The 26,058-nt window shown below is 45.3% G+C and carries 19 protein-coding genes; 7 read left to right on the plus strand and 12 right to left on the minus strand.

The genetic code is table 11. The annotated features are described in order from the left end of the window. Nucleotides 1-63: 63 nt before the first annotated feature. Together ITJ87_RS09840 and ITJ87_RS09845 are read right to left on the minus strand one after the other, a co-directional pair. Complete coding sequence (locus ITJ87_RS09840; protein ID WP_117965482.1) at nt 64-1,857, minus strand: ATP-binding protein; 1,794 nt, start codon at nt 1,855-1,857, stop codon at nt 64-66. After that, nucleotides 1,832-2,521: a response regulator transcription factor gene (locus ITJ87_RS09845; protein WP_005826729.1), complete on the minus strand. Its 690-nt coding sequence runs from the start codon at nt 2,519-2,521 to the stop codon at nt 1,832-1,834. Before ITJ87_RS09845 ends, ITJ87_RS09840 begins: the two co-directional genes overlap by 26 nt. 287 nt (nt 2,522-2,808) lie before the next feature. Between ITJ87_RS09845 and ITJ87_RS09850 the strand changes: the two genes are divergently transcribed. The 6 genes from ITJ87_RS09850 (at nt 2,809) to ITJ87_RS09875 (ending at nt 14,224) form a co-directional block, all read left to right on the plus strand. After that, on the plus strand, nt 2,809-4,005 hold the full coding sequence (locus tag ITJ87_RS09850) for a hypothetical protein (protein ID WP_117974457.1): 1,197 nt from the start codon (nt 2,809-2,811) through the stop codon (nt 4,003-4,005). 1,070 nt (nt 4,006-5,075) lie between these two features. Beyond that, nucleotides 5,076-8,264: a SusC/RagA family TonB-linked outer membrane protein gene (locus ITJ87_RS09855; RefSeq protein WP_117600744.1), complete on the plus strand. Its 3,189-nt coding sequence runs from the start codon at nt 5,076-5,078 to the stop codon at nt 8,262-8,264. Between the two features lie 31 nt (nt 8,265-8,295). Further along, nucleotides 8,296-10,146: a SusD/RagB family nutrient-binding outer membrane lipoprotein gene (locus ITJ87_RS09860; RefSeq protein ID WP_117600745.1), complete on the plus strand. Its 1,851-nt coding sequence runs from the start codon at nt 8,296-8,298 to the stop codon at nt 10,144-10,146. Between the two features lie 430 nt (nt 10,147-10,576). After that, nucleotides 10,577-11,383 (plus strand): DUF3805 domain-containing protein, encoded by an 807-nt coding sequence (locus ITJ87_RS09865; RefSeq protein WP_117600746.1) that lies wholly within the window; start codon nt 10,577-10,579, stop codon nt 11,381-11,383. Nucleotides 11,384-11,446: 63 nt separating this feature from the next. Further along, nucleotides 11,447-13,336 (plus strand): ABC-F family ATP-binding cassette domain-containing protein, encoded by a 1,890-nt coding sequence (locus ITJ87_RS09870; protein WP_117600747.1) that lies wholly within the window; start codon nt 11,447-11,449, stop codon nt 13,334-13,336. 45 nt (nt 13,337-13,381) lie between these two features. Further along, nucleotides 13,382-14,224, plus strand: coding sequence for a histidinol-phosphatase (locus ITJ87_RS09875; RefSeq protein WP_117965478.1), 843 nt, complete (start codon nt 13,382-13,384; stop codon nt 14,222-14,224). A 72-nt stretch (nt 14,225-14,296) separates the two neighbouring features. Here ITJ87_RS09875 and ITJ87_RS09880 read toward each other — a convergent pair whose 3' ends face one another. From ITJ87_RS09880 to ITJ87_RS09900, 5 genes are all read right to left on the minus strand, one after another. Next, nucleotides 14,297-14,725 carry a co-chaperone YbbN gene (locus ITJ87_RS09880; RefSeq protein ID WP_117965476.1) on the minus strand — a complete coding sequence of 143 codons (429 nt, stop codon included), beginning with the start codon at nt 14,723-14,725 and terminating at the stop codon, nt 14,297-14,299. 9 nt (nt 14,726-14,734) lie between these two features. Next, the gene (trxA, locus tag ITJ87_RS09885; RefSeq protein ID WP_005826711.1) at nt 14,735-15,031 is read right to left on the minus strand and encodes a thioredoxin; all 297 of its coding nucleotides are present in this window, start codon (nt 15,029-15,031) and stop codon (nt 14,735-14,737) included. A 71-nt stretch (nt 15,032-15,102) separates the two neighbouring features. Further along, nucleotides 15,103-17,262 (minus strand): S46 family peptidase, encoded by a 2,160-nt coding sequence (locus ITJ87_RS09890; protein WP_117965474.1) that lies wholly within the window; start codon nt 17,260-17,262, stop codon nt 15,103-15,105. A 139-nt stretch (nt 17,263-17,401) separates the two neighbouring features. Then, nucleotides 17,402-19,567 (minus strand): S46 family peptidase, encoded by a 2,166-nt coding sequence (locus ITJ87_RS09895; protein ID WP_117965472.1) that lies wholly within the window; start codon nt 19,565-19,567, stop codon nt 17,402-17,404. Nucleotides 19,568-19,619: 52 nt separating this feature from the next. Continuing rightward, nucleotides 19,620-20,855, minus strand: coding sequence for an anaerobic sulfatase-maturation protein (locus ITJ87_RS09900; RefSeq protein ID WP_117965517.1), 1,236 nt, complete (start codon nt 20,853-20,855; stop codon nt 19,620-19,622). A gap of 133 nt (nt 20,856-20,988) precedes the next feature. Here ITJ87_RS09900 and ITJ87_RS09905 point away from each other — a divergent pair, with 133 nt between their 5' ends. Further along, nucleotides 20,989-21,738 (plus strand): DUF4369 domain-containing protein, encoded by a 750-nt coding sequence (locus ITJ87_RS09905; RefSeq protein ID WP_117600751.1) that lies wholly within the window; start codon nt 20,989-20,991, stop codon nt 21,736-21,738. 83 nt (nt 21,739-21,821) lie between these two features. Here the strand turns inward: ITJ87_RS09905 and ITJ87_RS09910 are convergent, their stop codons facing one another. The 5 genes from ITJ87_RS09910 to ITJ87_RS09930 form a co-directional block, all read right to left on the minus strand. Next, nucleotides 21,822-22,580 (minus strand): 1-acyl-sn-glycerol-3-phosphate acyltransferase, encoded by a 759-nt coding sequence (locus ITJ87_RS09910; RefSeq protein ID WP_009036804.1) that lies wholly within the window; start codon nt 22,578-22,580, stop codon nt 21,822-21,824. A gap of 49 nt (nt 22,581-22,629) precedes the next feature. Further along, on the minus strand, nt 22,630-23,805 hold the full coding sequence (locus ITJ87_RS09915) for a metallophosphoesterase (protein ID WP_117600752.1): 1,176 nt from the start codon (nt 23,803-23,805) through the stop codon (nt 22,630-22,632). Then, the gene (locus ITJ87_RS09920) at nt 23,793-24,419 is read right to left on the minus strand and encodes a hypothetical protein (protein WP_005836003.1); all 627 of its coding nucleotides are present in this window, start codon (nt 24,417-24,419) and stop codon (nt 23,793-23,795) included. The genes ITJ87_RS09915 and ITJ87_RS09920 overlap by 13 nt, the downstream gene beginning before the upstream one ends. A 4-nt stretch (nt 24,420-24,423) precedes the next feature. Continuing rightward, complete coding sequence (locus ITJ87_RS09925) at nt 24,424-24,909, minus strand: RNA polymerase sigma factor (RefSeq protein ID WP_057088092.1); 486 nt, start codon at nt 24,907-24,909, stop codon at nt 24,424-24,426. Between the two features lie 213 nt (nt 24,910-25,122). Further along, on the minus strand, nt 25,123-26,049 hold the full coding sequence (locus ITJ87_RS09930; protein WP_117887543.1) for a vitamin B12 dependent-methionine synthase activation domain-containing protein: 927 nt from the start codon (nt 26,047-26,049) through the stop codon (nt 25,123-25,125). Nucleotides 26,050-26,058 lie beyond the last annotated feature (9 nt).

Raw genomic sequence — 26,058 nt, forward strand, 5'->3', positions numbered from 1 at the left:
TTGCCACAAGAACCTTCTCCAGAGGTATGCAAAGCATTTTGTTTGGTGTGGTAAAACGGGCTGTTATCTCTCTTTTGCCAGTGTGAATACAAACTCCAGCCCTCCGCCTTGGTTGTTTTTGGCAGAGATGGTGCCTCCGTGAATAAGGACTGCATTCTTCACTATGGCGAGCCCCAAGCCGGTGCCGCCCAACTTGCGCGAGCGTCCTTTGTCTACACGGTAGAAGCGTTCGAACAAACGGTTCAGATGTTCGGGAGAAACGCCGATGCCGGTATCGGCAAAACTGAAATAGTAGTAATTCTCGTCTTCGCGGAAACAACTGATGTTGATGTGTATGTTGGTGCCGGCATAAGCGATGGCGTTGTCCATGAGATTGCGGAAGATGGAGTAGAGTAGAGAGTAGTTGCCCCGCAACTGTATCTTCGATTTTAGGGAATTGACAACGGTGATTTGCTTCTGTTCCAGTTCCAGGGACACTTCGTTGACGATGTTTGAAACCAGCATGCTGATGTCCACCTTTTCCATATCGATCATGTTGGCGGCTTCGTCCATGCGGGTCAGTACGGATATGTCGCGCAGCAGGCGGCTCAGGCGGTTGCTTTGCGCGTAGCAGCGTTCCATGAAGATTTGCATCTTTTCGGGCGCGATGTTCTCGTTGTTCACGATGGTTTCCAGATAGCCTTGTATGCTGCTTACGGGGGTTTTCAGCTCATGGGCGATGTTTTGGGTCAATTGCCGTTTTAGCTGTATCTGCTCCTCTTCCTGGGTGATGTCGTTGATGGAAATCTCAAAGCTGAGGTCTTGGAAGATGATGCACTCCACGATGAAGATGCGTCCGTTCTTGTTGATGTGAACGGACATTCTTCGTTCTTCGTTATAGGAAGGGCGTTTCTGTGCCTTGTTGATGAAATCTGTTATCTTCTGGAATTCGCAGATGGAGAATATTTCTTCGGTAGTCTGCAGGTTGGAGTCTGAAATCAGATTGCCGTATTGGGTGAACAGATTGTTTACCAGTATCTCCTTTTTGTCTCTGTTGAATACGCCCAGTCCTTCGCGGGAGGTCTGCAAATGGGTGATGAGTTTTTCGCGCTCAATGTAAAGCGCCTCTTTGGTTTCGCGCAGGCGCTTATATATTTGTATGATGTGCTGCGAAATCTCTCCAAGTTCATTGTGCGGGAAGGCGGTTTGTATGTCCATGTCTATGGGTTCGTTCTTGTCGGCTCTTTTGGCAAACTCACGCAGGTGGTTGATGGCACTGCCAAGTTTGGAGGTGAATTTATAAAAGATGAATATCAGCAGCAGTGATACAATGACCGTGAACCAGATGTAATGTGGGTCGGCAGCCAGATTGTTCATCAGGTTGACGTTGTAGGGGAGAGCTGAGCGGATGATGCAGTCTTTGTAGACGGTGGCAGAATAGAAATAGGTTCTGCCGGTGGTTTCGGAGATGCGCCGCAGGTCGTAGCCTTTGCCGGCTTTCAGTGCCTTCTGCACTTCGGGGCGCTTGATGTGGTTGTCCAGTTCATGGCTGCCGTTCTGGGAACTGTCGAACAATACGTTACCTTGAAGGTCTACCACGGTGACGCGCAGTTCCTTGTTTACATGCTTGGAGATATAGCTGTCCAGCATGGAAGTCCATAGGCTGTCGGGGAGATAGCGCAGTTCCTGGTGTAGTCTGTCATTATAGTCTTGCAGCTGCGTGTCCAGTAGCTCCACTTTATATTCCTTTTCCCGCTGATACTGGTAGGCGATGAAGCATGCGGCGAATATGAGGAACAGTGAAATGACCGAAAGGAAAAGCTTCCGGCTGAAGGACAGAAAGTGTCTGTCGTTATTCGGCTTCGAAACAATATCCATATCCCAAGCGTGTTACGATGCATTTGCCATAAACTCCGATTTTCTTGCGTAGGCGTGTGATGTTTACGTCGATGGTACGGTCCAGCACATATACTTCATCACTCCAGATGCGGTTCAGTATATCCTCGCGCGAGAATACGCGTCCTTTATTCTGCAAAAGCAGCAATAAGATTTCAAACTCTTTTTTGGTGAGCGGTGCCTCTTCACCGTCAATGCAGACTTTCTTCTTGATGACGTTCAGCACCAGCGTCTTGTAGACAATCTGTTCCGGTGCATGCTCTGTCTCTCCTTGCTGGGTGCGTCTCAGTACGGCTTTGACACGTGCCGCTACTTCGCGCAGCGAGAAGGGTTTGGATATATAGTCGTCCGCTCCCAGGTTGAAGCCAGTCACGGTGTCATTTTCCGTATCTTTGGCGGTAATGAAGATGATGGGTATCTGGGCCGTCTTCTTGTCCTTCTTCAGCATACTTGCCATTTTGAAGCCGGAAATTTCTCCCATCATCACGTCCAGCAGTAGTAGGTTGTAGCTGCCAATGTCCATTCTCAGAGCTTCTTCGGCAGAGTTCGCCGTGTCCACTTCGTAGCCTTCGTTTTCGAGGTTGAACTTCAGAATTTCACATAAGTCTTCTTCATCGTCCACTACTAAAATCCGGTAATTGTTCATTGCTTTGTTGTTTATGTATGACAGGAATAAAACAATTTTCTTGTCACAAAGTTAAACTTTATTTCTTTTTATCGGCAAAAATAGTGCAAACCGAATGCAGAATTTTCATGTTTACATGAAAAGTTGTGCCGAGATGCAGGCCATTTCTGCTTTCTGGGTACAAAAGTGAGGCTAATTTGTTACGGAATGATGAAACAAGTGTTACATTTGGGTTACATTAAATTCCCGTTTATCTAAAAGCCCCGTCACATTAAAATATTATCTTTGCTTCGTAAATACTGAATTGTATGAAAGAACTTATGTATATCAGGAGTTTCTCTAAGAGACATTTGTCGGTTATTATGGGAACTCTACTTTTAGTGATAATCGGCTCTGTCTGGCTGAATACGGCTCCTTTCCGCTCGGGATTTGAGATTACGGATGAACTGGGCGGTAATATATTCCCTTCCAGTATCCTTTCGGTGGCTACTACCGATGCTCAGGTCATAGTGCCGGTAGACTCCATGTATGTAGGTAATCCGAAGTCCTGCATCGCTGTCCGTGTCCGTTCGAGGAATGCTTATAGCCGGGTGCGGGTAGAGGTTGCAGAGACTCCGTTCTTTTCCCGTTCCGTGTCGGAGTTTGTGCTGGCAAAACCGCGTACGGAGTATATTATCTATCCTGATATCATATGGAATTACGAGGCTCTGAAGAATAACAACCAAGCGGAACCCATCAGTGTGGCCGTTATGGTAGAGATGAACGGCAAGGATTTGGGGCAGAGGGTGCGTACTTTTTCCGTTCGCAGCATTAATGAATGTCTGTTGGGGTATGTCACGAATGGTACAAAGTTCCATGATACCGGCATCTTTTTTGCAGCTTATGTGAATGAGGAGAATCCTATGATTGACAAGCTGTTGCGTGAAGCGCTGGATACGCGTATCGTCAACCGGTTTTTGGGTTATCAGGGAGGTGCCGAAGTGGTGGACAAGCAGGTTTATGCCTTGTGGAATGTGTTGCAAAAGCGCAAGTTCCGTTATAGTTCGGTGTCCAATACGAGCCTTTCCAGCAACGTGGTTTTTTCACAGCGTGTGCGCACGTTCGATGATGCTTTGGAGTCCTCGCAAATCAACTGTGTGGATGGGAGTGTCCTTTTTGCTTCTTTACTCCGTGCCATAAATATAGAACCTATATTGGTACGCACTCCAGGACATATGTTTGTAGGATACTACACAGATTTTAGTCATAAAGACATGAATTTCCTTGAAACGACCATGATTGGTGATGTGAATTTGGATGATTTCTTTCCGGACGAACAGTTGGATTCGACAATGGTGGGAAAGTCGCAGAACCAGATGTCGCGCATTACCTTTGACAAGTCCAAGGAGTATGCCAATAAGAAGTATACCCAAAATAAAGAAGGTATTCATTCCGGTAAACTGAACTATATGTTTCTGGAAATATCCAAAGAGGTGAGGAGGAGAATACAACCGATAGGGAAATGAGGCGTAGAGTAGAATACAAACAGCTGATTCTCACGAACCGGCTGTTCCAATCATCGTCTATGAATGAAGACCGTTAAGGGTCTTCGATGTGCCTTAAGTTATTCTTCTTCTTCGATGTCCCACCATACCGGTACAGAGGCCATATGTCATCAAACATTGCCTTGGGATTTGAAGCTTCCATATTCTTAGCGTTGAAATTTACCTCATGCTAACGATGGGCCATGCGACGCCACCAATAGTGCTCGCTCGTTTTTGATGCACCGGGGAACTTTTGGATTATGTCTGTCACAGTACCGGTACCTTTTACCAGCACACTGGCACCGATGATTGGTTCGCCCGCTGCATCTAAAACTTTACCTGTGATTTTCTTGGCTTGCTGAGTACTTTGGGAACTAAGTTTTATACTTAATATTACTATCTCTCACTAGTAAATTACCTTTCTTGCTAATTATAAATTATTGAAAATAAGAATGATAAATATGTACACAACCTTTTTACATATAACTTGCACATAATAAAGCTTATGTCGAATGGCTATTTTCCAAAACATTGTTTCAAGCTACTCTTTCAAATGAATACTGACCAACAGCAACTTTCGCTATTTACAATTTATATATATTAGCATTATGCTAAAAAGAAAAATGTTAATATAACTTACAAGTAAAACTTACTGCTATTAATAGTCTAACACTATTTTTTGATGAACTTATGAATCATTTTACCTTTTTTGCTTTTGAAATCTTTGTTCATGTTGGTATTTCCACATAATCAAGTTTTTTTTAGTGAAAATAATTACACATATACTTTAATGTGTAAATCAAATATCTTATAATATTAGTATATATTATTAATTCGTACACTATATTCTTTATTTTAATATTGTTAAGTTGTATTATTTGTAAATATAGCATCAATATGATCTAAAGTTAATATAATTAATAAATACTTAAAACTTTGCAAAACTATAAATGCAAGCGTTTTAATATTAATTTAATAATTTTTAATTTGATTGATGGTAAAATTTCTAAATTAATTCATATGTTTGCAAATAAATCCAAATAATAGAGCTTATGAAAAGAAATTATTGCTTATCATTAGTGTTGCTTGCATTGTTTGGGACAGCTATGCCTTTTGCAGCCAACGCAGCTGTTGAAAGTGTACTTAGTTCCCAAAGTACTCAGCAAGCCAAGAAAATCACAGGTAAAGTTTTAGATGCAGCGGGCGAACCAATCATCGGTGCCAGCGTGCTGGTAAAAGGTTCTGGTACCGGTGCCGTGACGGACGTTGACGGAAAATTCTCTGTAGAAGCGCCGGCGGGTAGCACATTGGAGATATCCTTTATTGGATATAAAACTGCTATGCTTAAAGTGACAAATGCTTCTTCGTATTCAGTGACTTTGCAAGATGATTCGCAAACATTGGATGAAGTGGTAGTGACAGCTATGGGTATTAAGAAAGACCGGAAATCTTTGGGATATGCCATTGATGATGTAGATGCGGAAGAGCTTATGAAAAATAAAAGTGTGAATCCGATTAACTCTTTGGCTGGTAAAATTGCTGGTGTTAATATTACGCAAGGAGGTGGTGCTGCCGGTGCCGGTTCTCAAATCATTCTTCGTGGTGGGACTTCGCTTGAACGTGACAATCAACCAGTATTTGTTGTTGATGGTGTAATCTATGATAACTCTACTACAGTAGTTGGTAACTCTGCTTTTGATGGTAGTTTATCGACAGCTTCTACCAATTCTAATCGTGTAATGGATATAAACCCTGAGGATATTGAAAACATGTCAGTTCTTAAAGGTCCGGCTGCTGCTGCTCTTTACGGTTCACGTGCTGCTGCAGGTGTTGTAATTATTACAACCAAAAAAGGAAAGGAGGGAGCCGTTGAGGTGAATTTCTCCACTAAGTATATCACGCAATGGGCTACTTCTCTTCCTAAAACACAACGGAAATATGGAAGAGGGTTTGCTGAAGATCAGTACACCGATGGAAAATATACTGGAACGACTTATAATGATTTTAGTTATAATTCATGGGGAGCACCTATTGACAATGGGGCAGCAACCTATGATAATATAGATGACTTTTTTCAACAAGGTGGTGCATGGGATACCAATATAAGCGTGGCTGGTGGTTCTAAAAATAGTAATTTTTATCTTTCAGGCTCTTATTATAATCAAGATGGTATAATTCCTAATACTGGTTATGAGAAAGCAACGTTCCGTTTTAATGGTGAACAAAAGTGGAGAATGCTCACATTCGGTGCAAATGTAGCATATTCTCAAGCAAACACTGATAAAACATTGACCTCTGCTGGGTTATATGGTTCAAGTGGTTCTGGTACCATGACGGGGGTATACCGTTGGTCTCCTACTGATGATATGAAACACTACTTGAATGAAGACGGTACTCGCTATCGTATGTTTGGAGATCGTCTTGATGTTGTTGATGAACGCGATAATCCATACTGGATTCTTAATAAGAATAAGTTGAAAGATAATACTGAGCGTTTCACGGGTAATTTTAGTATCAAGGCTGATATTGCAGATTGGTGGTGGATTAGTTATCGTATGGGCATTGACTCTTACACTACAGATGATTCAAAGACTCTTGCTGCTGGTGGAGTATATAAATTGGCATGGCAAAAAGGTATGTATAGCGAAAATTCTTATCGGTATAAATATCTTTCTACGAATTTAATGATGAATTTCAATAAACAGTTTGGAGACTTTAACTTTAACTTGATGCTTGGTACATCTACTGACGATACTCGGACTTGGACTAACTATAGAATGGCTTGGAACTTTGAAATTCCTGATTTTTACGCATTTGACAATGCAACGAATGATAACCGGGATTTTTCAAGTTCACGTTCTCAAAAACGCCTTATTGGTACATTTGGTGAATTCCGTGCTGATTGGAAGAATACAGTGTTTTTGACAGTATCAGGACGTAACGATTGGTCTTCTACATTACCAATTGAGAATCGTTCTTATTTTTATCCTTCGGTAAGTGGCAGTATTGTGTTTACAGAATTTCTTCCTAAAATAGATTGGTTATCATTCGGCAAAGTACGTGCGAGCTGGGCGCGTGTAGGCAAAGATACGAGTCCGTATTCGTTGGAAACAGCATTGTGGCCCAGTCAGTCATTCCTTGGTGGCCTTACTGGGGTAAGTAATTATTGGACTGCTGGTAATGCTGCATTAAAACCCGAGATTACGGAATCTACTGAATTGGGTATTGAATTGCGCTTTTTTAATAATCGTCTGAAGTTGGATTACGCCTACTATACCAATAATTCGTATAATCAGATTATGTCACCTCGTCTGTCAAATGCAACTGGTTATATTCTCCGTTCTGTTAATGCAGGTGACGTTTATAATAAAGGCATGGAGTTAAGTATTGGCGGTACACCTATTCAAACTAAGGATTGGACATGGGAATCAACTATTAATGTCAGTGGTAATCGTGGTACAGTGAAAAATCTGCTTGAAGGTGTAGAAATTCTTTATGTGACCGATGTACAAGTTGGTAATGCTAAAGCGGCTTCTTTCCCTAATGGTAATTTTATGGCAATTTCCGGTAGTGAATGGAAACGTGATGACCAAGGTCGAGTTGTATTAGACAAGAATGGGCTTCCGACTAAAGGAACTAATGCCAATCTTGAAATAGGTAATCGTGAACCTACATTCTCTGGTGGATGGAATAATACTATTACTTATAAAGGGGTGTCATTGAATATGTTGTGGGATTTTCGTGTAGGTGGGCATGTTTATAATGGAACGGAATATGCTATGACGCTTGCGGGTGTGAGTGAGTTCTCTGCCAACCGGGAAAAAATAGAGGTTTCAGGTGTAAATACAAATGGTGAATTTGTAACGAATACTTTCGAAGCTAATAAAACATATACTTATAATGGTAAAGAAACCAGCGGTAAAACAATTATAGCTAATTATTATCAGGATATTTATCCTAATGAAACAGCAAACTTCATGACAAAGGTGAATGCACTTCGTCTTCGTACTATTTCACTCTCATATAATTTGCCAAAAACGTTACTTGCCAAAACAAAAGTTATAAAACGTGCCTCAATTACGGCAACGGCTAATAATCTTCTTCTTTTCACTAATTATAACGGTGATCCGGAAGTTGCAGCAGCTGGATCGGGTGCAGTAGGCTCATCCTCAGTAGGTATTGATTATTGTGGAGTTCCTGCGACAGCAAGTTTTGCTTTTGGTGTTAATCTGACTTTCTAAATATTGTTTAACTGTATGAAAATTGAATAATATGAAACTATACAAGAAAATAATTCTCGGAGTTGCAGCTTGTGTCGCGCTCTCCGCATGTGATGACTGGTTGGATGTCAACACCAATCCAAATACTCCTATATCTACTGATGCTGAGTTCCATCAGCGTTTACCTTGGATGCAATTTTATATGGAACATATTTACCATATTGTAGCCTCGAATACTAGTTTTTATTGTGGTCATTTCTATCGTAACAATGCACGCGAAGGAGGGGCGGCTAAATGGCAACTTGATTCTTCAACTCGTGCTGCTAATGCGCAACAGTGGTTTTTTACTCAGGTAGGTGTGAATTGTAATGATTTATATAATCAGGCAATGGAGGCTGGTGCTTACCACTATGCAGGTGCAGCCAAATTTTTTCGTGCTTATGGTTTTATGATGCTTACTGATTTATTTGGAGAAATCCCTTATAATGATGCATTTGGAGAAAATCCTTCTCCTGTTTATGATAATGGTAAAACAATATTCCTTGGTTGTATAACTGATATTGATGAAGCTATTGAGTTATTTTCTAAACAACAAGAGGCAATAAATAATGTTACACCAGTGGATTTGGTAGAAGGCGATTCTTGGAATGGTGGTGATGCAGATAAATGGCTGAAAATGTGTTATCTTCTTAAAGCACGCTGGCTGAATCATTTAGTCAAGAAAGAGGCTGGAAATTATAAAGATGGCAAATATGATGCTCCGGAAATTCTGAATTGTTTAGCTAAAGCTCAACAAAGTAATGCTGATAATACTGTTATAAAACATACGGATACTAATACACCTTCTCATGATGTATTGGGCTGGAATGAGCCGATAGATTATTCTGCTCTCTATTCTTGTATTGGTATGAATAGTAATATTTATATAACTAAATGCTATTATGATAATTTGACTAACTTTGATGGAAAGGGAATAGAAGATCCACGTGCTGATAAGTTTATCCCTTGGACTCGTTCTATGAAAGGTCCTGCAACCCCTATTGATATAAAATGGTCAGAGGACGGTTTGTGGCGTCGTTCTATGGGGGTTGATATGCAAACTGATATTTTAAGTCAATCAGGTCCATATGCTTTGTCATTTGATGTAACTACCCAGAGTTGGTATTGTGATAGCCCAACTCGTAAAGGAGATACTATTTATGTGTGGACAACTTGTGGTGGTACGGGATACGCAGGCGGTGTAGATATCCTTTATCGTCGTAATAAATCTTATGACACTTCTGCGCTGAGCGGAGTGTTTTATGCCCGTCCAACAAGTCCATCCCTTATGGCATCGTATTCCGAAGCTTGTTTTATCAAAGCAGAGACGCTTTTCCGTCAAGGCGATAAATCGGGAGCATTTATTGCCTATAAAGAAGGTGTTAAAGCAAGTATTGATTTTGTTAATGATCAGATTGGCGTGTGGACTTCAGAGGATGGAAAATTGGAGTCTTGCCCCTCGTTTACTCATATTGAACAAACTGATATTGATAATTTCTTGAATAATGCACTAGGAAATTCTTCAGATATTACTCTCGGTAAAATTTTGACTCAGAAGATGTTGGCAATGCCATATTCTAATGAGAATTGGAATGATATGCGTCGTTGTGATTATGATACGAATATATTCATGAATTGGGATAAATCGTATTATTATAGGAATACTCCAGCAGGATTTACTTACTGCCCGGAAGATAAGTCGCCTCGTCGTTGGAAGCAAGCTTCTTATGAGCTGACATATAATACCACTAATCTAGCAGCCATTGGTGCCCAAGTTCCAGGAGCTGCTGAGCTTGGTGAAGGATGGTATAATAATAATCTTATTTGTACATTGCCTGTGTGGTGGGATTCAAATCAGGAATAAAAAGAAAGTTCAATTACGGTTGGCATTATCGGGATGGCAAACCTATTCAGCCATCTATTTATAGAATGTTAATTTAATATTCTTAAAATCTTAGGATTGTATGTATTCCATTGATTATCTTTGCATCCGAATTAGAAATTTAATGGATTTCATTTTGACTTTAGTTTAATTGAATAAAGATATTGAAGGCTCTAATGGTCTTCATTCATAGATGATGATTGGAACAGCCGGTTCGTGAGAATCGGCTGTTTTTTGTTTCGTTTGTTTGCATATCAACGGCGGTAATGTTACTTTTGCTCTAAAAGCGAAGATAGGCTGCACCTCAGCATAAAAAATGAACAAGTTCATTTTATTTTGCATTCGGTTTACACTATCTTTGCGAAAAATAGCTAAGATGGTATGAACTGTCTTTGCAAAGATTAGTCTATATATGGAACAAAGCAAGAAATTTATCTCTCCGGGAGCATGGTTTTCCATGACTTACCCGGCAGACTGGAATGAATTCGAAGATGGGGAAGGTTCTTTCCTTTTCTATAATCCCAATGAGTGGACCGGTAATTTTCGCATTTCGGCTTTCAAAGGGAATGCTACATATGGCAAGGACTCCGTGAAGCAAGAGTTGCGGGAAAACTCCGCTGCCACTCCGGTCAGGATAGGCCGGATGGAATGTGCATATAGTAAGGAGATGTTCGAGGAAGAAGGTGCGTACTATACTTCTCATTTATGGATAACGGGTGCGGATGAAGTTGCCTTTGAATGTTCGTTTACGGTGAAGAAGGGAGAGTCGGTTGCAGAAGCGGAGAAGATTATCGCTTCGCTGGAAACGCGTAAGGATGGGATGAAGTATCCGGCGGAGATAATTCCGGTGCGGCTTTCGGAAATCTATCAGATTAACGAAGCATACGAGTGGGTGGATACTACTGTAAAGGAGTTACTGAAGAAGGATTTTCAAGGAGCGGAGGAAGACATTGCCAAGATGCAGCAGATGATGGAAGAAAGCAACATCAGCCCTAAAAAGAAAGATGCGTGGCTGGCTTTTGGCATTGTGCTTTGTGTTATTTTCGCCAATGAAGTGGATGGTATGGAATGGCGTACCTTGGTGGATGGAAACCGGGAAGCGCCCATATTGCTGAATACGTCTACCGGTGAATGGATAGACCCCATGAAGCTGGTTTGGAGCAAAGTAAAGGCAGGAGGTAAAGTGAATCTGCCGGAGGTATACAGCTCCTTGTTCTAAGGTCCGGTCATCTTGGTACTGTGAGTTTCAACTTTCAATTTTCATTTTTCAACTATTAAAGCATTGGCAGCAGTAAATTCAATTCTTCAGGTGGAAAACCTGACCAAGTCGTTCGGTGACTTGGTACTATTCGAAAATATCTCTTTGGGCTTGTCCGAGGGACAGCGTGTCGGACTGATAGCCAAGAACGGCAGTGGCAAGACAACGTTGCTCAATATCCTTTCTGGCAAGGAAGGGTATGACAGTGGCACCATTTCCTTCCGTCGTGACTTGCGTGTGGGTTATCTGGAACAAGATCCGCAGTACCCAGAAGAGCTGACCGTGCTCGAAGCGTGCTTTCATCATGGCAACAGTACTGTCGAGTTAATCAAGGAGTATGAACGTTGCATGGAGACGGAGGGGCATCCCGGTTTGGACGAAATTCTGGTGCGTATGGACCATGAAAAGGCTTGGGAGTACGAACAGAAGGCAAAGCAGATTCTATCCCAACTCAAGATACGTGATTTCAGTCAGCACGTAAAATACCTGTCCGGTGGGCAGTTGAAGCGTGTGGCACTTGCCAATACTCTTATCACTGAACCCGATTTGTTGATATTGGACGAGCCTACCAACCACCTCGACCTCGATATGACGGAGTGGTTGGAGGAATATCTCCGCCGGAACAACCTCAGCTTGCTGATGGTGACGCATGACCGTTATTTCCTCGACCGTGTATGTTCCGAAATCGTAGAGATAGACAACCGGCAGATTTATCAGTATAAAGGCAATTACAGCTATTATCTGGAGAAGCGCCAAGAGCGTATCGAGGCAAAGACTGTGGAGATAGAGCGTGCCAACAACCTCTACCGCACAGAGTTGGAATGGATGCGCCGCATGCCGCAAGCCCGCGGACACAAGGCGCGTTATCGGGAGGATGCCTTTTACGAGTTGGAGAAGGTGGCTAAGCAGCGTTTCAACAACGACAACGTCAAACTGGATGTCAAGGCTTCTTACATAGGCAGCAAGATATTCGAAGCAGACCATCTGTACAAATCCTTTGGTGACTTGAAGATTCTGGATGATTTCTCCTACATCTTCTCCCGTTACGAAAAAATGGGTATCGTTGGGAACAATGGTACGGGCAAGTCGACCTTCATCAAGATACTGATGGGGTTGGAGCAGGCAGACAGCGGCACGCTGGATATTGGCGAGACAGTCCGTTTCGGTTACTACTCGCAGGACGGCTTGCAGTTTGACGAACAGATGAAAGTGATTGATGTAGTGCAGGACATTGCCGAAGTCATAGAACTGGGTAACGGCAAGAAGCTGACGGCATCGCAATTCTTGCAACATTTCCTATTTACTCCCGAGACACAGCACAGCTATGTCTACAAGTTGAGTGGGGGAGAACGCCGCCGCCTCTATCTGTGTACGGTCCTGATGCGCAATCCCAACTTTCTGGTGCTGGATGAGCCGACCAATGACCTTGATATTGTGACACTGAATGTGCTGGAGGAGTATTTGCAGAACTTCAAAGGGTGTGTGATGGTGGTGAGCCACGACCGCTATTTCATGGATAAAGTGGTAGACCATCTGTTGGTGTTCAACGGACAAGGAGACATCCGGGACTTCCCTGGCAACTATACACAATACCGCGACTGGAAAGATGCGAAAGCTCATCAGGAGAAGGAGAAAGAGAAGGAAGTTACCAAGGCTCAGGAGGATAAGACGGCGAAGGTGCGTCTGAACGATAAGCGTCGTATGTCTTTCAAGGAAAAGCGCGAGTTTGAGCAATTGGAACAGGAGATAGCCGATCTGGAAACTGAAAAGAAAGTGATTGAAGAAGCTCTGTGCAGCGGCACCTTGTCTGTGGACGAACTGACGGAGAAGTCGAAGCGTTTGCCGGAACTGTCGGACTTGATTGACGAAAAGACATTGCGCTGGCTGGAGTTGAGCGAGATAGAATCGAACTGAAGTCCGGAATTAAAAATTAAGAATTGAAATTATAGAATTAGGAAAGTGGGAAATCTGACGAACTATCATAGCCATAGCCTTTTTTGTGACGGACGTGCCGGCATGGAGGACTTTGTGCGTTTTGCATTGAGTGAAGGTTTTACATCTTATGGCTTTTCATCGCATGCTCCATTGCCTTTTTCTACGGCATGGACTATGGAGTGGGATAGGATGGACGATTATCTGTCTGAATTCCACCGTCTGAAGGAGAAGTATGCCGGACGTATCGAACTGTATATCGGTTTGGAGATTGATTATCTGAATGAAGCGAGCAATCCGTCCATCGCCCGTTTCAGGGAGTTGCCGTTGGACTACCGTATCGGTTCTGTACATCTTCTCTACAATGACAAAGGGGAAGTGGTGGATGTAGATGTATCTGCGGATACCTTTAAGACCATTGTAGACGGACATTTTTGCGGTGATTTGGAGCATGTGGTCCGTCTCTATTACGGCCGGTTGACGAGGATGCTCGAGCTGGGAGGTTTCGATATTGTGGGCCATGCCGATAAGATGCACTACAATGCAGCATGCTATCGCCCGGGATTGCTGGACGAGCCTTGGTATGATGAGCTGGTTAGGGCGTATTTCGCAGATATTGCCCGTCGCGGCTATCAGGTAGAGGTCAATACCAAAGCCTATCATGACTTGGGCACTTTCTATCCCAATGAGCGGTGTTTCTCCTACCTGCATGATTTGGGTGTACGTGTGCAGGTGAACAGTGATTCACACTATCCGGAACGGATAAGCAACGGACGTCCCGAAGCTTTGCGTGCCTTGAGGAAAGCTGGATATGAATCGGTGATGGAACTACACGGAGGAGAATGGAAAGAGATGCCTATCGTGTTTTGAGTGAATAGGATACAAAAACTCCTGACTTGCCTTTTTGTAAAGATAGTCAGGAGTTTTTCTTTCTATTATGAACTATTCTGTTTTCAGTAAAAAGTCATCAATCGCCTTTTTGTAGGTAGCCTTATCGGCTGCTCCGCGGAAGAGCTGAGGCTCTCCATTCATAGGGATGAATACAAAAAGGGGGATGCTTGTTGCATTGAACAACGCTGCCAATTCTTTTTCTTTATCCACATTGACTTTGTAGACAACGATTTTATCGGCATACTCTTTGGCCAGTTCCTTCATAATGGGAGCCACCATGCGGCAAGGTCCGCACCAGTCGGCATATAAGTCTATGATGGCAGGCTTGCTTCCCTTGTATTTCCAGTCCTGGGATTTCTCATAGTCGAACACATTCTTGATAAACATGGCTTTGTTCATGACGACAACCTCTCCGCTTGTTTGAGCGTAGGCCAGCATGCTGGAAAACACAAGGACAACTATTGTTATAATCTTCTTCATTTCTTCTTGTTAAGAGTTTTGTTCTATAACGGCTTTCAAATCCTTACCGCTGATGACACCCGAGTGGCGCCATACGGCTTCGCCTTTCTTAAATACGATAAATGTCGGTACTGCTTGTATACGGTAGCGGGCAGCAAGTTCTTCGTGCTGGTCTACATCTATTTTGGCGATACGGGCGGCATCTCCTATTTCGTTTTTGAGTTCTTCCAGTACCGGATGCATCGCCTTGCATGGGCCACACCAGGTTGCAAAGAAATCAACTAAAACGGGCTTTTCTGATTGTATCAATTCTTCAAACTTTTCCATAATTTTTTCCTTTCTGTTTTTATTTATTTGTAATGATAACAAAATAGGAGGAGGATTTGTTCGCTAAATCATTATTTAATCGTCATCTCTTCAATGAGATGCGAAGCTCCCGCGTATTTGTCGATGATGAACAAGGTGTAGCGGATGTCTACACATGCTGCTCGTTGGGAGGACGGACGGAAGGCAATGTCGCCAGTCAGACCTTCGTAATTGCGGTCAAAGCCGGTACCTATCAGTTCTCCTTTGGCATTGAACACGGGGCTGCCGGAGTTTCCACCGGTATTGTCTGTGTTGACAATGAAGCAGATGGGCATTTCGCCGTTCGGCATGGCATAACGTCCGAAATCCTTTGCCTGGTACAGCTGTTTCAGTTTGGCGGGGACTACAAACTCCCAATTGTCGGGGTCTTCCTTCTCCATGGCTCCTTTCAGAGTGGTGTAGTAATCATATTTCACACCGTCTGCCGGAGCGTAGGGGAGTACTTGACCGTAGGTCAGGCGCAAGGTGGAGTTGGCATCCGGATAGATGGGCTGACCATTGGCAAGTTTCATGTCCATCATGCCCTTTACCCATACCTTGTGGGCGGCATTGTAGTTTTTATTGGCATCCATCATGGCAATGGAGGTCTGAAGCAGGCCGTCCGTGATGGAATATTTCAGCAAGACCATCCAGTCTGTATTAATCTTGTAGAGGCTGGGCTTGCGGATGAACTTGGCAAAGTTCTCCTTGTTGCCGAAGATGGAATGTTCAAAGCAGGCGTCGATGAAAGCGTCGCTGTTGCCCTTGAAACGCTTGTCTATGATTTGGAAAATACCGATGCGTTGTTCGGCAGGGATATACTTCATGTAGGTTTTTAGCATTTCCTTGCCAACGATACGTTCCACTTCGGGGAAGGGGACAGAGGCGAAGTAGCGGTCGGCTGCCTTCTGAAGGCTGTCTTTAGCTGCTGCAATCTGTTTCTTGTCCTTGTTCTTCAAGGCAGACACCAGTCTTGCGGTACTGGGGATACGCATGAAATCGAGTCCCGTCACCAGTGCTTCCTGAATGGCTTGCTGGTGGTAGAGGGCTGGACGGCGTTGCTTTACGATGGCGCGTATCTGGTCGAATGCCTGCTGATAGCTATTGTCGTTCAGCGAGCGTCCGCGTGCCAGGAGTGCCTCTTGCTGTGCACGTTTGGTGTCCAATACTTTCAGACGGACGAGGCCTTCGTTCATACCGATGGCATTTTTCCAGTAGTTGGCAGAAGATGCATACTTGCTGGCATAGTGGATGCGTACGGCATCGTCTTGCAGCATCTGCTTCATCAGAGCTTTCTGGCGTACGTCACGCACGTGGTGGCGCATGAAGTTGGTGGTTTGCATGCGTTCCTCTACTTCGTCGGAAATCATGTAGCGCCAGTTGCGTCCGGGGAAGCCCATGACGAAGGTAAAGTCGCCCTCGCGATAGCCGTCGAGGCTGATGGTGAGGTGTTTCTTCACTTTCAGGGGGACGTTGTCTTTGCTGTAAGCGGCGGGTTTCCCGTCTTTGTCGGCATAGATGCGGAAGATGGAGAAATCTCCCGTGTGGCGGGGCCACATCCAGTTGTCGGTGTCTGCACCGAACTTGCCGATGGAGGAGGGGGGAGCGCCTACCATGCGGATGTCGCTATAAGTGGTTTTTACGAATAGATAGTATCTGTTGCCACCGTAGAAGGCTTTCAGTTCCAGTTTGCGGCCGGGTGTCAGGGTGATGCCTTCGGACTTGGCGAAGCGGTCGGCTACTGTTTTCAGGTATTTGGGAGACAGATAATTGGTGCCGTTCGGGTCGTCGTCGGTTTTCAGTTGTTCGTTTACGTAGTCTGTCACGTCCAGTATCCGGTCGACGTAGGTGACGGTGAGTCCCTTGCAGGGAAGCTCCTCTTCGCGGGACATGGCCCAGAAACCGTCGGTCAGGTAGTCATGTTCCACCGAGCTATGTTGCTGTATGGCGCTATAGCCGCAGTGGTGGTTGGTCAGTACCAGGCCTTCGGCAGAGATGACTTCGCCGGTACAGCCGCCGCCAAAATGTACCACGGCATCCTTCAGGGCAATGCCGTCGGGATTGTAGATTTGGTTGGCGGGGATGAGCAGGCCGAGTTCCGTCATGGCTACTTCGTTCTGCTTTTGTAGGTCGGTGAGCATCCACATACCTTCGTCGGCGTGTGCGGCAAGGACAGAAGATGTAATGAATAATGATAATAGGATTCTTTTCATGGTGATGTGCGTTAGAAGAGCATCTGAGAGGGGGGCTATTCAGTATACGACTGAATAGGGTTAAGTATGCGACTGAATGGCATTCAGTCGTATAGTGAATGCCATTCAGTATGGGAGGTAATCTCTCAGAGGCTTTTATTTATTCTACGATGTGCATTTCGTTTATCAAATGTCCGCAGTTGCCCAGCTTGTCGAGGATGAAGAGCACGTAGCGGATGTCCAGTGCAATGCAACGCTGCAGGTCATTGTTGAAGTTGATGTCACCGCTCAGAGACTCCCAGTTGCCGTCGAAAGCAGTACCGATGAGCTGTCCTTCGCCATTGATGACGGGGCTGCCGGAGTTGCCGCCGGTGATGTCGTTCGTCGTGAGGAAGCAAACCGGCATGGTGCCGTCTGCCATGGCGTAGCGTCCGAAGTCTTTCTTCTGAATCAGTTCTTTCAGCTTGGCGGGTACTACGAATTCACGGTCTTCGGGATTCTCTTTTTCAAGGATACCGTCGGTAGTGGTATAGTAGTCGTAGTGTACAGCATCGCGCGGGCTGTATGATTTTACATTACCATAGGTCAGACGCATGGTGAAGTTGGCATCCGGATAGGAGGGGACGGGCTGTTTCATTTCACCCAAGCCACGGATGTAGGCCTTGTGGAGCAGTTCCATTCCGCTTTCCAGTTCCATGTATTGCTTTCCGAGTTCCTGCAGCTTTTCGTTCTTGGAGCGCGAGTAAGCCGTAGCAGGGTCTTTCTCAATGGCTTTCACGGTGGGCTTTGCCAGGAATTTATCCAGGTTCTTGCGGTTGGAGAGGATGGAGTTGTCGTAAATGTTGTCTACGTATGCGTCGTAGTCGCCCTTGAACTCTCCGTTGATGGTTTGGTAGAAGGAGGGCAGCTCGTTGGCGTTCAGTGCCTTGGCAAGGGCGGGCAGGATGGCTTTGGCTACGGCGCGGTCCACTTCGTGGTCGTAGTCTTTATTGTGGATGCCATCGTAGGCATTTTCCAACTGCTTCTTCGAAGCTTGCAGCAATGAGTCGTTCTTCTCTTCGAGCGCTTTCTTTATGTTATCCATAATAAGGTAGGTACTGCCGAATTCGATAGCACCGCGCAATGCTTCGTTGGTATAGTAGAGCTGGCGCAGCGTGGGGGTGCTTTTCTCGATGATGGCATCAATTTTCTCTACCACACCCTCGTATTCGGGTTTTCCTTGGGCAAAGGCGGCATACTTTTTCTCGATTTCGGCTTTGGCGCTCAACACGTCATTGTCGATGATTGCCTTGTTCATACCAATGGAGTTTTTCCAGTAGTTACTGCTTCCGGCAAACTTGCTGGCATACTGGATGCGGGTCTTGTCACTGGCATCCATATACTTGCGCAGCACTTCGAGGCGTACGCCGCGCATGTCAATCATTGCCTGGTTCACGGCGTTCATGCGTTGCTTCACTTCGCTCTGGGTGAGGTAACGTTCTGTGCTGCCGGGAAAGCCCATAATCATGGCGTAGTCACCCTCGTTCAGGCCTTTGATGGAGATGGGCAAGAACTTCGGCGTTTTCAGGGGTACATTGCTTTCACTGTATTCTGCAGGCTCTCCGTTGGCATCGGCATAGATGCGGAACATGGAGAAGTCGCCCGTGTGGCGCGGCCACATCCAGTTGTCGGTTTCACCGCCAAACTTACCTACCGAGGAGGGAGGAGCGGCAACCATACGCACGTCGCTGTATACCTTATAATAGAACATATAGAATTTGTTTCCTGCATAGAAGGGGAGTGCGCGCACTTCAATGCCCGGTTTACCCTTCAAATCGCTCTTTTCCAGTTCTTCCTTTGCCAGTTTGCTGAGGAACGGGGAAGTCAGTGCATCGATTTCCGTCACTTCGCCTGCCTTTATTTTAGCGTTGACAAGGTCGGTGATGTCTACAATGCGGTGCACGAAACGGAATTTCAATCCCGGGGTGGGCAGTTCTTCACTACGGTTCATGGCCCAGAAACCATCTGTCAGATAATCGTGTTCCACGCTGCTGTGCTGCTGTATGGCACCGTATCCGCAATGGTGATTGGTCAGAATCAGTCCTTCCGGAGAGATGATTTCGCCGGTACAGCCGCCGCCAAAGATACCTACGGCATCTTTCAGTGATACGCCGTTGGGATTGTAGAGGTCGTCAGCCTCCAGCTTCAGTCCTTGTTTCTTCATCATGTCGATGGAGTTCTGCTGTTTCATCAGTTGCAGTAACCACATTCCTTCGTCTGCACGCGCAGAGCAGACTGTCAGTGCGGCAATGGCCGCAAGCAAACCTTTCTTAAATGTAATCTTCATATAATCAATTATTAAGTAATGTCTTTGAATTTCATTGTTATCGCTTGTGGGCTTATGGCTTGATGGCATTGTTTCTTATTGCTTCCATAATGTTTGCAGGCGGACGCTGGTTCATCAGTTCGTTCTTCATAAAGTCCATGTATGGGGCTGCGTGACTGAAGAACTTATGATATCCTGCACAAAGGTAATTCAGTCCCGGCTCCCCGTCGGCTGTACATACAAAACGGTTCTTTGGGCATTCGCCGTTGCAGGCAAACAGCCATTCACACTCCCTGCATTGGGTGGGGAGCGATTGTTGCTTCATCAGTCCGAAGGCTTGTTGCCGTTCGCCGTACATCATCTCCACCAGTGTATTCTGATGGATGTTGCCCAGTTTATATTCGGGGAAAACAAAATGGTCGCAGGTATATACGTCTCCGTTGAACTCCATAACACCTGCATGGCCGCACGTCTTTGCCATGGAACATACACCCGGCTGTTCGCCTATCCAGTTGGCAAGGGTAGAGTCGAACAGCTGTATGTAGTAAGTCCCCACGTCCTGCTTTACCCATTCGTCGAACAAGGCGCATAGGAAGTCTCCCCATTGTTCCGGCGTGACGGAGAAGTCTGCCAGCTGCGTGCTCTTTTCTTTGTCTGCCAGGGAGGCAAGATGGCGTCCGTCCCCATGAGGAGCAATGCGCTCCACGATGGGGGCAAACTGGATGTAATGGCATCCTATCTCCTTGAAAAAATTATAGAAGTCCAGCGGATAGTCGGCGTTGTAGTCATTGACCACTGCCATTCCGTTCCATTCCACACCGTGCTTTTTCAGCAGGTTGATGCCCTGCATCACCTTGACAAAAGAGGGCTTGCCCTGCTTGTTCTTCCGGTATTCGTCATGGAACTCTTGCGGTCCGTCTATGGAGACGCCCACCAACCAGTTGTTTTCTTTGAAAAACCGGCACCATTCATCGGTGAGCAACGTGCCGTTGGTCTGTATGCAGTTGTCGATGGTGCGTCCGTTGGCATATTTCCTTTGCAGCTCCATGGCCCGTTTGTAGAAAGACAGCGGACGCATCAGTGTCTCTCCGCCATGCCAGGTGAACAGAACCTGGGGCATGGTCTGTGAGTTGATGTACTCCTCGATAAACTTTTCCAGAAGTTCATCACTCATTACATGCTTGGGGTTGTCTCTATATAGTTTGGATTTCTCCAGATAATAGCAATAATCGCATGCCAGATTGCATACCGCACCTACCGGTTTCAGCATTACATAGAGCGGTTTGGCAAAAGGTGCATAGGTTGACATGTATATTTTCTCTATTTTTATCATTTATAATTGTGCAAAAATACGTAAACCGAATGAAAAATCCTTTCTTTCTATCCGGTTTATAAGGAATATTAATACCTTTGCTGGGTGTAATTCAAAAATCGTTTCTTGCATGATTAGAATGAGTGTGAACCGCATTTTACCCTTTTTGCTCCTGCTTGTGCTCTTTACTTCTTGCAACCGCAAGTATAAGATAGAGGGCAGTTCTTCGGTAACCAGCCTTGACGGAAAGATGTTGTTTCTCAAGACGCTTCGGAACGGGCAATGGGTGAATGTTGACTCGGCAGAGGTTATCCATGGGCATTTCAAGATGAAAGGCCGGACCGATTCCGTGATGATGGTGACTCTTTATATGGATCAAGAGGGTATTATGCCTTTGGTGCTGGAAGATGGTAAAATCGTAGTTTCCATCTCCAATACCCAGTTGATTGCCAAAGGAACCTCTTTGAATGACAAGTTGTACGAGTTTATAGACAAACGCAATTCCCTAGAGGTAAAGATAGAGGAGCTGGAACGCAAAGAGGCGCGTATGGTGCTGGACGGTGCCAATCTGGATGATGTGCATGGACAGTTGGCAAAGGAAGGCGAAACACTTGTGAAGGAGATGAACGACTACGTCCGTCAGTTCATTGTAGATAACTTTGAGAACGTGCTGGGTCCCAGTGTATTCATGATGATGTGCAGCACACTGCCCTATCCGGTGATGACTCCGCAGATTGAGGACATCATGAGAACTGCTCCCTTGTCTTTTAAAGAGAATACTTTGGTGAAAGATTTCCTTACAAAGGCGAAGGAGAACATGCAGCTGATTGAAGAGCAGAAGCGCATGAAGCAAAATGCTTCTGTAGGAGGACAGAAATAAATAGGAATGAGTTGATAATGATAAACGGGAATGCCTGAATATCTTGATAGGATATTCAGGCATTCCCGTTTATCATTATGTTTTTATCTGTCTTGGTCTTCGTTCTTCACCATCCCTTTATACTTTTCCGGCAATGCACTCTCCACTGCCGCATAAGCCTCGTTCATACTTGCTTTGATGTTTTCTGCCCCTTTCCCTTTGGGAGGAATAGGTTCATGGATGGTCAGTATCATCCGGTGGCGGTGTATCCACTTTCCGGTGCGTGGAAGAATCTCGAACGAGCCGTCTATCGTGACGGGTACTACTTCCAGTTGCAGTTCATCCGCCAGCTGGAAAGCACCTCTCTTGAAGTAGCCCATGTGTCCCGTGAAGGTACGTGCTCCTTCGGGAAATACTACCAGTGATACGCCGTCTTTCAAAGATGATTCTGCCTGCCGCATGGTGGCAAGCACCTTCTTGGGACTGGAACGGTCGACGAAGATATGTCCTGCGCTTTCGCATGCCTTACCGACAAACGGGATTTTGCGCAGGCTCTTCTTCATCATCCATTTGAAGTTCCGTCCCAGGAATCCGTATATCAGGAATATGTCGAAGGCGCCTTGGTGATTGGGCACAAACACGTAAGAAGTACGTTTGTGTATTTTCTCCCTTCCATGCACCTCCACCGGAATAAGCAGTATATAGCAGATGAGCTGTGACCAGATTTTACCGGGATAGTACCCCCAGGTATGCGCCCCCCCTATCAGCGAACCGATAATGGTGACCAATGCTGTAAGGATAGTCAGTACCAATAAAATAGGCAACGCAAAGCAAACCTGATAAGTGATATAAAGTATCTTCATAGGTGTCGGATTTTTTATTGCTACAAAGATATACCTTTTTCTTATTTCGTCACTCTTTCTCTCTTACTAATTTTAGTACTGTAATTTCCGGCCATGCCCCGAACCGGAACGGCAGTCCCACATAGCCGATGCCAATATTTACGTACAAAGCCCTTTTGCCTTCGTAGTACATTCCTCTCCATTCCGGATAGATAAGTTCGGCAAGGGAGTGTCCGAACAAGATGCCTTGCATGGCGTGGGTATGTCCTGCAAGCATCAGTGAAATATCCGATTGGGGCAGTACCTCGCGCCTCCAGTGGGTAGGGTTATGGCTGAGCAATATTTGGAACATCCCTTCCGTACCCTGCATGGCTTGCGGTAAGTCTGCAAATTGGGAGAAAGGAGGCTCGCCATCGTTTTCCACACCGATGAGGGCTATGCTGTCACCTTTGTGATAAAGGATGTCATGCTCATTGTTCAGCAGTTTCCATCCCATTGCTTTCTGCTGCCGGATTAAATAGTCCAGATTGGCGATTTCTGCTTTCGGGCTTTGCCAGTGATAGTATGAGCCATAGTCATGGTTACCGAGGATGGAGTATACTCCGTCCGGTGCGTACAGTTGGGAGAGTATTTCTTGGAAACCATCCAGTTCATGGCTCTGCTGGTTCACGAGGTCACCGGTGAAGACAATCAGGTCCGGCTTCTGTCCGTTGACTGAATCGACCAATTGTTTGATGGGTTCCGGATTGCCCTGCCAACTGCCGATGTGTATGTCCGATATCTGCACGATGCGGTAGCCGTCGAAACCTTCCGGAATATTGGCAGAACGATATTCTACTTCTTTCGTATCGAAACGGGTGATGCCTGCAAAAGTTCCGTAGAGGATATTGAAGAAGCTGACGACAGCTAAAACCAGTCCTATAGCGGTGAACGGGCTGCGGGGACAACGACGGATGATGAAGTGCGCCAGTACTCCCACCAGAGAGCAAAGCATGAATATGGTTTTTGGAAAGACAAACAGCATGATGGTAATTGCCAGTCTGCCTATAGCCTGCGTATGGTTTGACATCGCATTGTCGCCCGTAAGGAACATGAAGTAAACATAGCCTGCCGCCAGCAATAAGGTGGGAAGCCAATAGAGGCTGCGTAGAAATGTCTTTCTGGTTTTTCTTACTACATAAACCAAGTAAATGTAAAGGTCGGGGATGAGAAGGAAAAGGATGAAAACAAGAGTTACTCGGTGCATATATCTTTCAATTCTTCAATGTTCTTTTTAATATTGTCCAGATGTTTATAAATCACTTTTTTGTAGAGAATATAGATAATCAACGCATCAAATACTACAAAGAGGGTAATCAGTATGGCTTGCACGCCAACGGACATCAGATGATATTCCATCACCCAATAATTGAGGATATTGAAAAGGATAATCCAGATGGAGATGCCCATCACCTCATATTTGGTCCATTGGCGGAAAGTGGTCATACGGCGGCTGACTTCGGCAACACTCATTTCTTCAATATGTGTATTCTTATTCCAACGGTATGTTTTCCAGTCCCACCACATGCCTGCGAGAATGCTGATGGCAATGAACCCTAAAAAGGGAACAATCTTTTCTTGTAGTTGTTCGTTGAAACCGAAGGTGGGCAGTAGCAGCCATATAAGAAGAAGGGTAGCCAGACATATCGTTCCTATTCCGATAGAGAAGCGTTGTATGACTACGAGGCGTCCCAGACTTTTGCGGGTATTTGCCTTGTAGCCGGCAATCAGTTCTGTAATCTGCTGTTCATCAGCAATCGGTTCTTTCTGCAACTGTTCATTCAGTGCGTTCCATGATTTCTTCAGTTCATCCAGTTCCATATATCTATTCCTCCTTATTCATTCTTTTCAATTTGTCTTTGATGCGGCTGAGCTTGGTGGCAACGTTTGTCAAAGTCAGCCCGGTGATTTCGGCAATTTCTTCGTAGCTTTTCTCTTCCAGATAGAGCAGGATGATGGATTTTTCCAATTGTCCCAGCCGGTTTATCATCCGGTAGAGTTGCCGTAGCATGGCTTGTGTCTCGTCGGTTTCTTCAGTCCGGTCGGCTTCTTGGTTGAGGGTAACGATTTCGGGGATGTTCTTTTCTTTGCGGATAAAGCTGATGCACGTGTTCAGTGCGATGCGGTAAATCCATGTTGAAATCTTGCACTCCCGCCGGAACTTGGGAAATGCTTTCCATAAGTTGAGTACCACTTCCTGATATAAGTCGTTGAGGGTAGCGTTGGGCGTGGTGTACAGATAGCACACCTTATATATCACGCGCTCATACTCTCGTACCACGGATACAAACTCTTGTTCTGCATTTTCCATCTTTTTGCTTCTTTCGAGTTGCTTTGCACTGTTAGTCGCGGAAAGGGGCGATAAATCACAGTTCAAAAGGATTATTTTTTATGGCACATAGGTGACACAGATTAAACAGATGACCACAGATGAGAAATTCATGATGAACAAAATTATCAGTGAAAATCTGTTTAATCTGTGTCGTCTGTGTAACTCCTTTTTTAATGTACCGAATTATCAGCATTATGATACGCTTTCTATATTTCCTGCCAGAAACTTCCGCATATTCCCTATTGGCATTCCCCGGCGGCGGGCGTAGTCTTCCAGCTGGTCCTCTCCAATCTTGCCCACTGCAAAGTATCGGGATGCGGGATGTGCCAGCATCATGCCGCAGACGGAGGAGTGAGGGTGCATGGCTCCATGTTCAGTCAGCGTGATGCCTATCTGTTTCATGCCGAGCAGTTCGTCCAGCAAGAAATTCACGGATTGGTCGGGTAGGGAGGGGTATCCCACAGCGGGGCGGATGCCTTGGTACTTCTCGACCAGCAAATCCGGAATGGACAAGGATTCGTCGGGGGCATAGCCCCAAGCCTCCTTGCGGACATATTCGTGCATCTTTTCTGTGGCGGCTTCGGCGAGGCGGTCGTTCAAGGTTTGTACAAGGAGATGTTTGTAAGGGTCGTTCTTGTAAGTCTCTTCGGCCTCTTCACTGATGGTAGAGGCGAAAAGCCCTACGATGTCGGGTGTGTCCGAAGAGAGGGGACGTACAAAATCACTCAGACAGAGAAATGGACCGCCATCGGGTTGTGGTGTCTGCTGTCGGAGCAGAGGGAAGGTTGTTCCTTCTATCAAGAGGTTATCTCCATCTGCATTTGCCTGGCAAAGCCTGAAGATGCAATGGATGGAGATTGTTTCGTCCAGTCGGTCGAGCATTCTATTGGCTTCCTTGAAGAGCTGCATGGCTTCGGAAGCTTTGGTACGTTCCTCCTCGGGAAAGGTCGTCAGCCAAAGTGCACGGCAGGAATCGCAGCCATGGATGTTGGCAATAGCCGCAAAGCGAGGCTGGAAGCCCCAGGCATGGAAGAAATAAATCCAGTTGATGTAAGGGGTTACTTCATGAATCCGATACGAAAGCAATTCATGCCCCGGTGCCAGTATTGTCCTTTTCATCCCATTTAA

Source organism: Bacteroides sp. HF-162 (assembly GCF_015679285.1).
Classification (GTDB): Bacteria; Bacteroidota; Bacteroidia; order Bacteroidales; family Bacteroidaceae; genus Bacteroides; species Bacteroides uniformis.

Coding starts and splice junctions, on each gene's coding strand:
- trxA (WP_005826711.1), bottom strand. CDS start 15,031: ATGGAAAAGTTTGAAGAATTGATACAATCAGAAAAGCCCGTTTTAGTT.
- ITJ87_RS09920 (WP_005836003.1), bottom strand. CDS start 24,419: ATGGAACTGGATGAACTGAAGAAATCATGGAACGCACTGAATGAACAG.
- ITJ87_RS09845 (WP_005826729.1), bottom strand. CDS start 2,521: ATGAACAATTACCGGATTTTAGTAGTGGACGATGAAGAAGACTTATGT.
- ITJ87_RS09910 (WP_009036804.1), bottom strand. CDS start 22,580: ATGAAGATACTTTATATCACTTATCAGGTTTGCTTTGCGTTGCCTATT.
- ITJ87_RS09930 (WP_117887543.1), bottom strand. CDS start 26,049: ATGAAAAGGACAATACTGGCACCGGGGCATGAATTGCTTTCGTATCGG.
- ITJ87_RS09905 (WP_117600751.1), top strand. CDS start 20,989: ATGATTAGAATGAGTGTGAACCGCATTTTACCCTTTTTGCTCCTGCTT.
- ITJ87_RS09900 (WP_117965517.1), bottom strand. CDS start 20,855: ATGTCAACCTATGCACCTTTTGCCAAACCGCTCTATGTAATGCTGAAA.
- ITJ87_RS09915 (WP_117600752.1), bottom strand. CDS start 23,805: ATGCACCGAGTAACTCTTGTTTTCATCCTTTTCCTTCTCATCCCCGAC.
- ITJ87_RS09880 (WP_117965476.1), bottom strand. CDS start 14,725: ATGAAGAAGATTATAACAATAGTTGTCCTTGTGTTTTCCAGCATGCTG.
- ITJ87_RS09855 (WP_117600744.1), top strand. CDS start 5,076: ATGAAAAGAAATTATTGCTTATCATTAGTGTTGCTTGCATTGTTTGGG.
- ITJ87_RS09895 (WP_117965472.1), bottom strand. CDS start 19,567: ATGAAGATTACATTTAAGAAAGGTTTGCTTGCGGCCATTGCCGCACTG.
- ITJ87_RS09925 (WP_057088092.1), bottom strand. CDS start 24,909: ATGGAAAATGCAGAACAAGAGTTTGTATCCGTGGTACGAGAGTATGAG.
- ITJ87_RS09840 (WP_117965482.1), bottom strand. CDS start 1,857: ATGGATATTGTTTCGAAGCCGAATAACGACAGACACTTTCTGTCCTTC.
- ITJ87_RS09865 (WP_117600746.1), top strand. CDS start 10,577: ATGGAACAAAGCAAGAAATTTATCTCTCCGGGAGCATGGTTTTCCATG.
- ITJ87_RS09850 (WP_117974457.1), top strand. CDS start 2,809: ATGAAAGAACTTATGTATATCAGGAGTTTCTCTAAGAGACATTTGTCG.
- ITJ87_RS09890 (WP_117965474.1), bottom strand. CDS start 17,262: ATGAAAAGAATCCTATTATCATTATTCATTACATCTTCTGTCCTTGCC.
- ITJ87_RS09860 (WP_117600745.1), top strand. CDS start 8,296: ATGAAACTATACAAGAAAATAATTCTCGGAGTTGCAGCTTGTGTCGCG.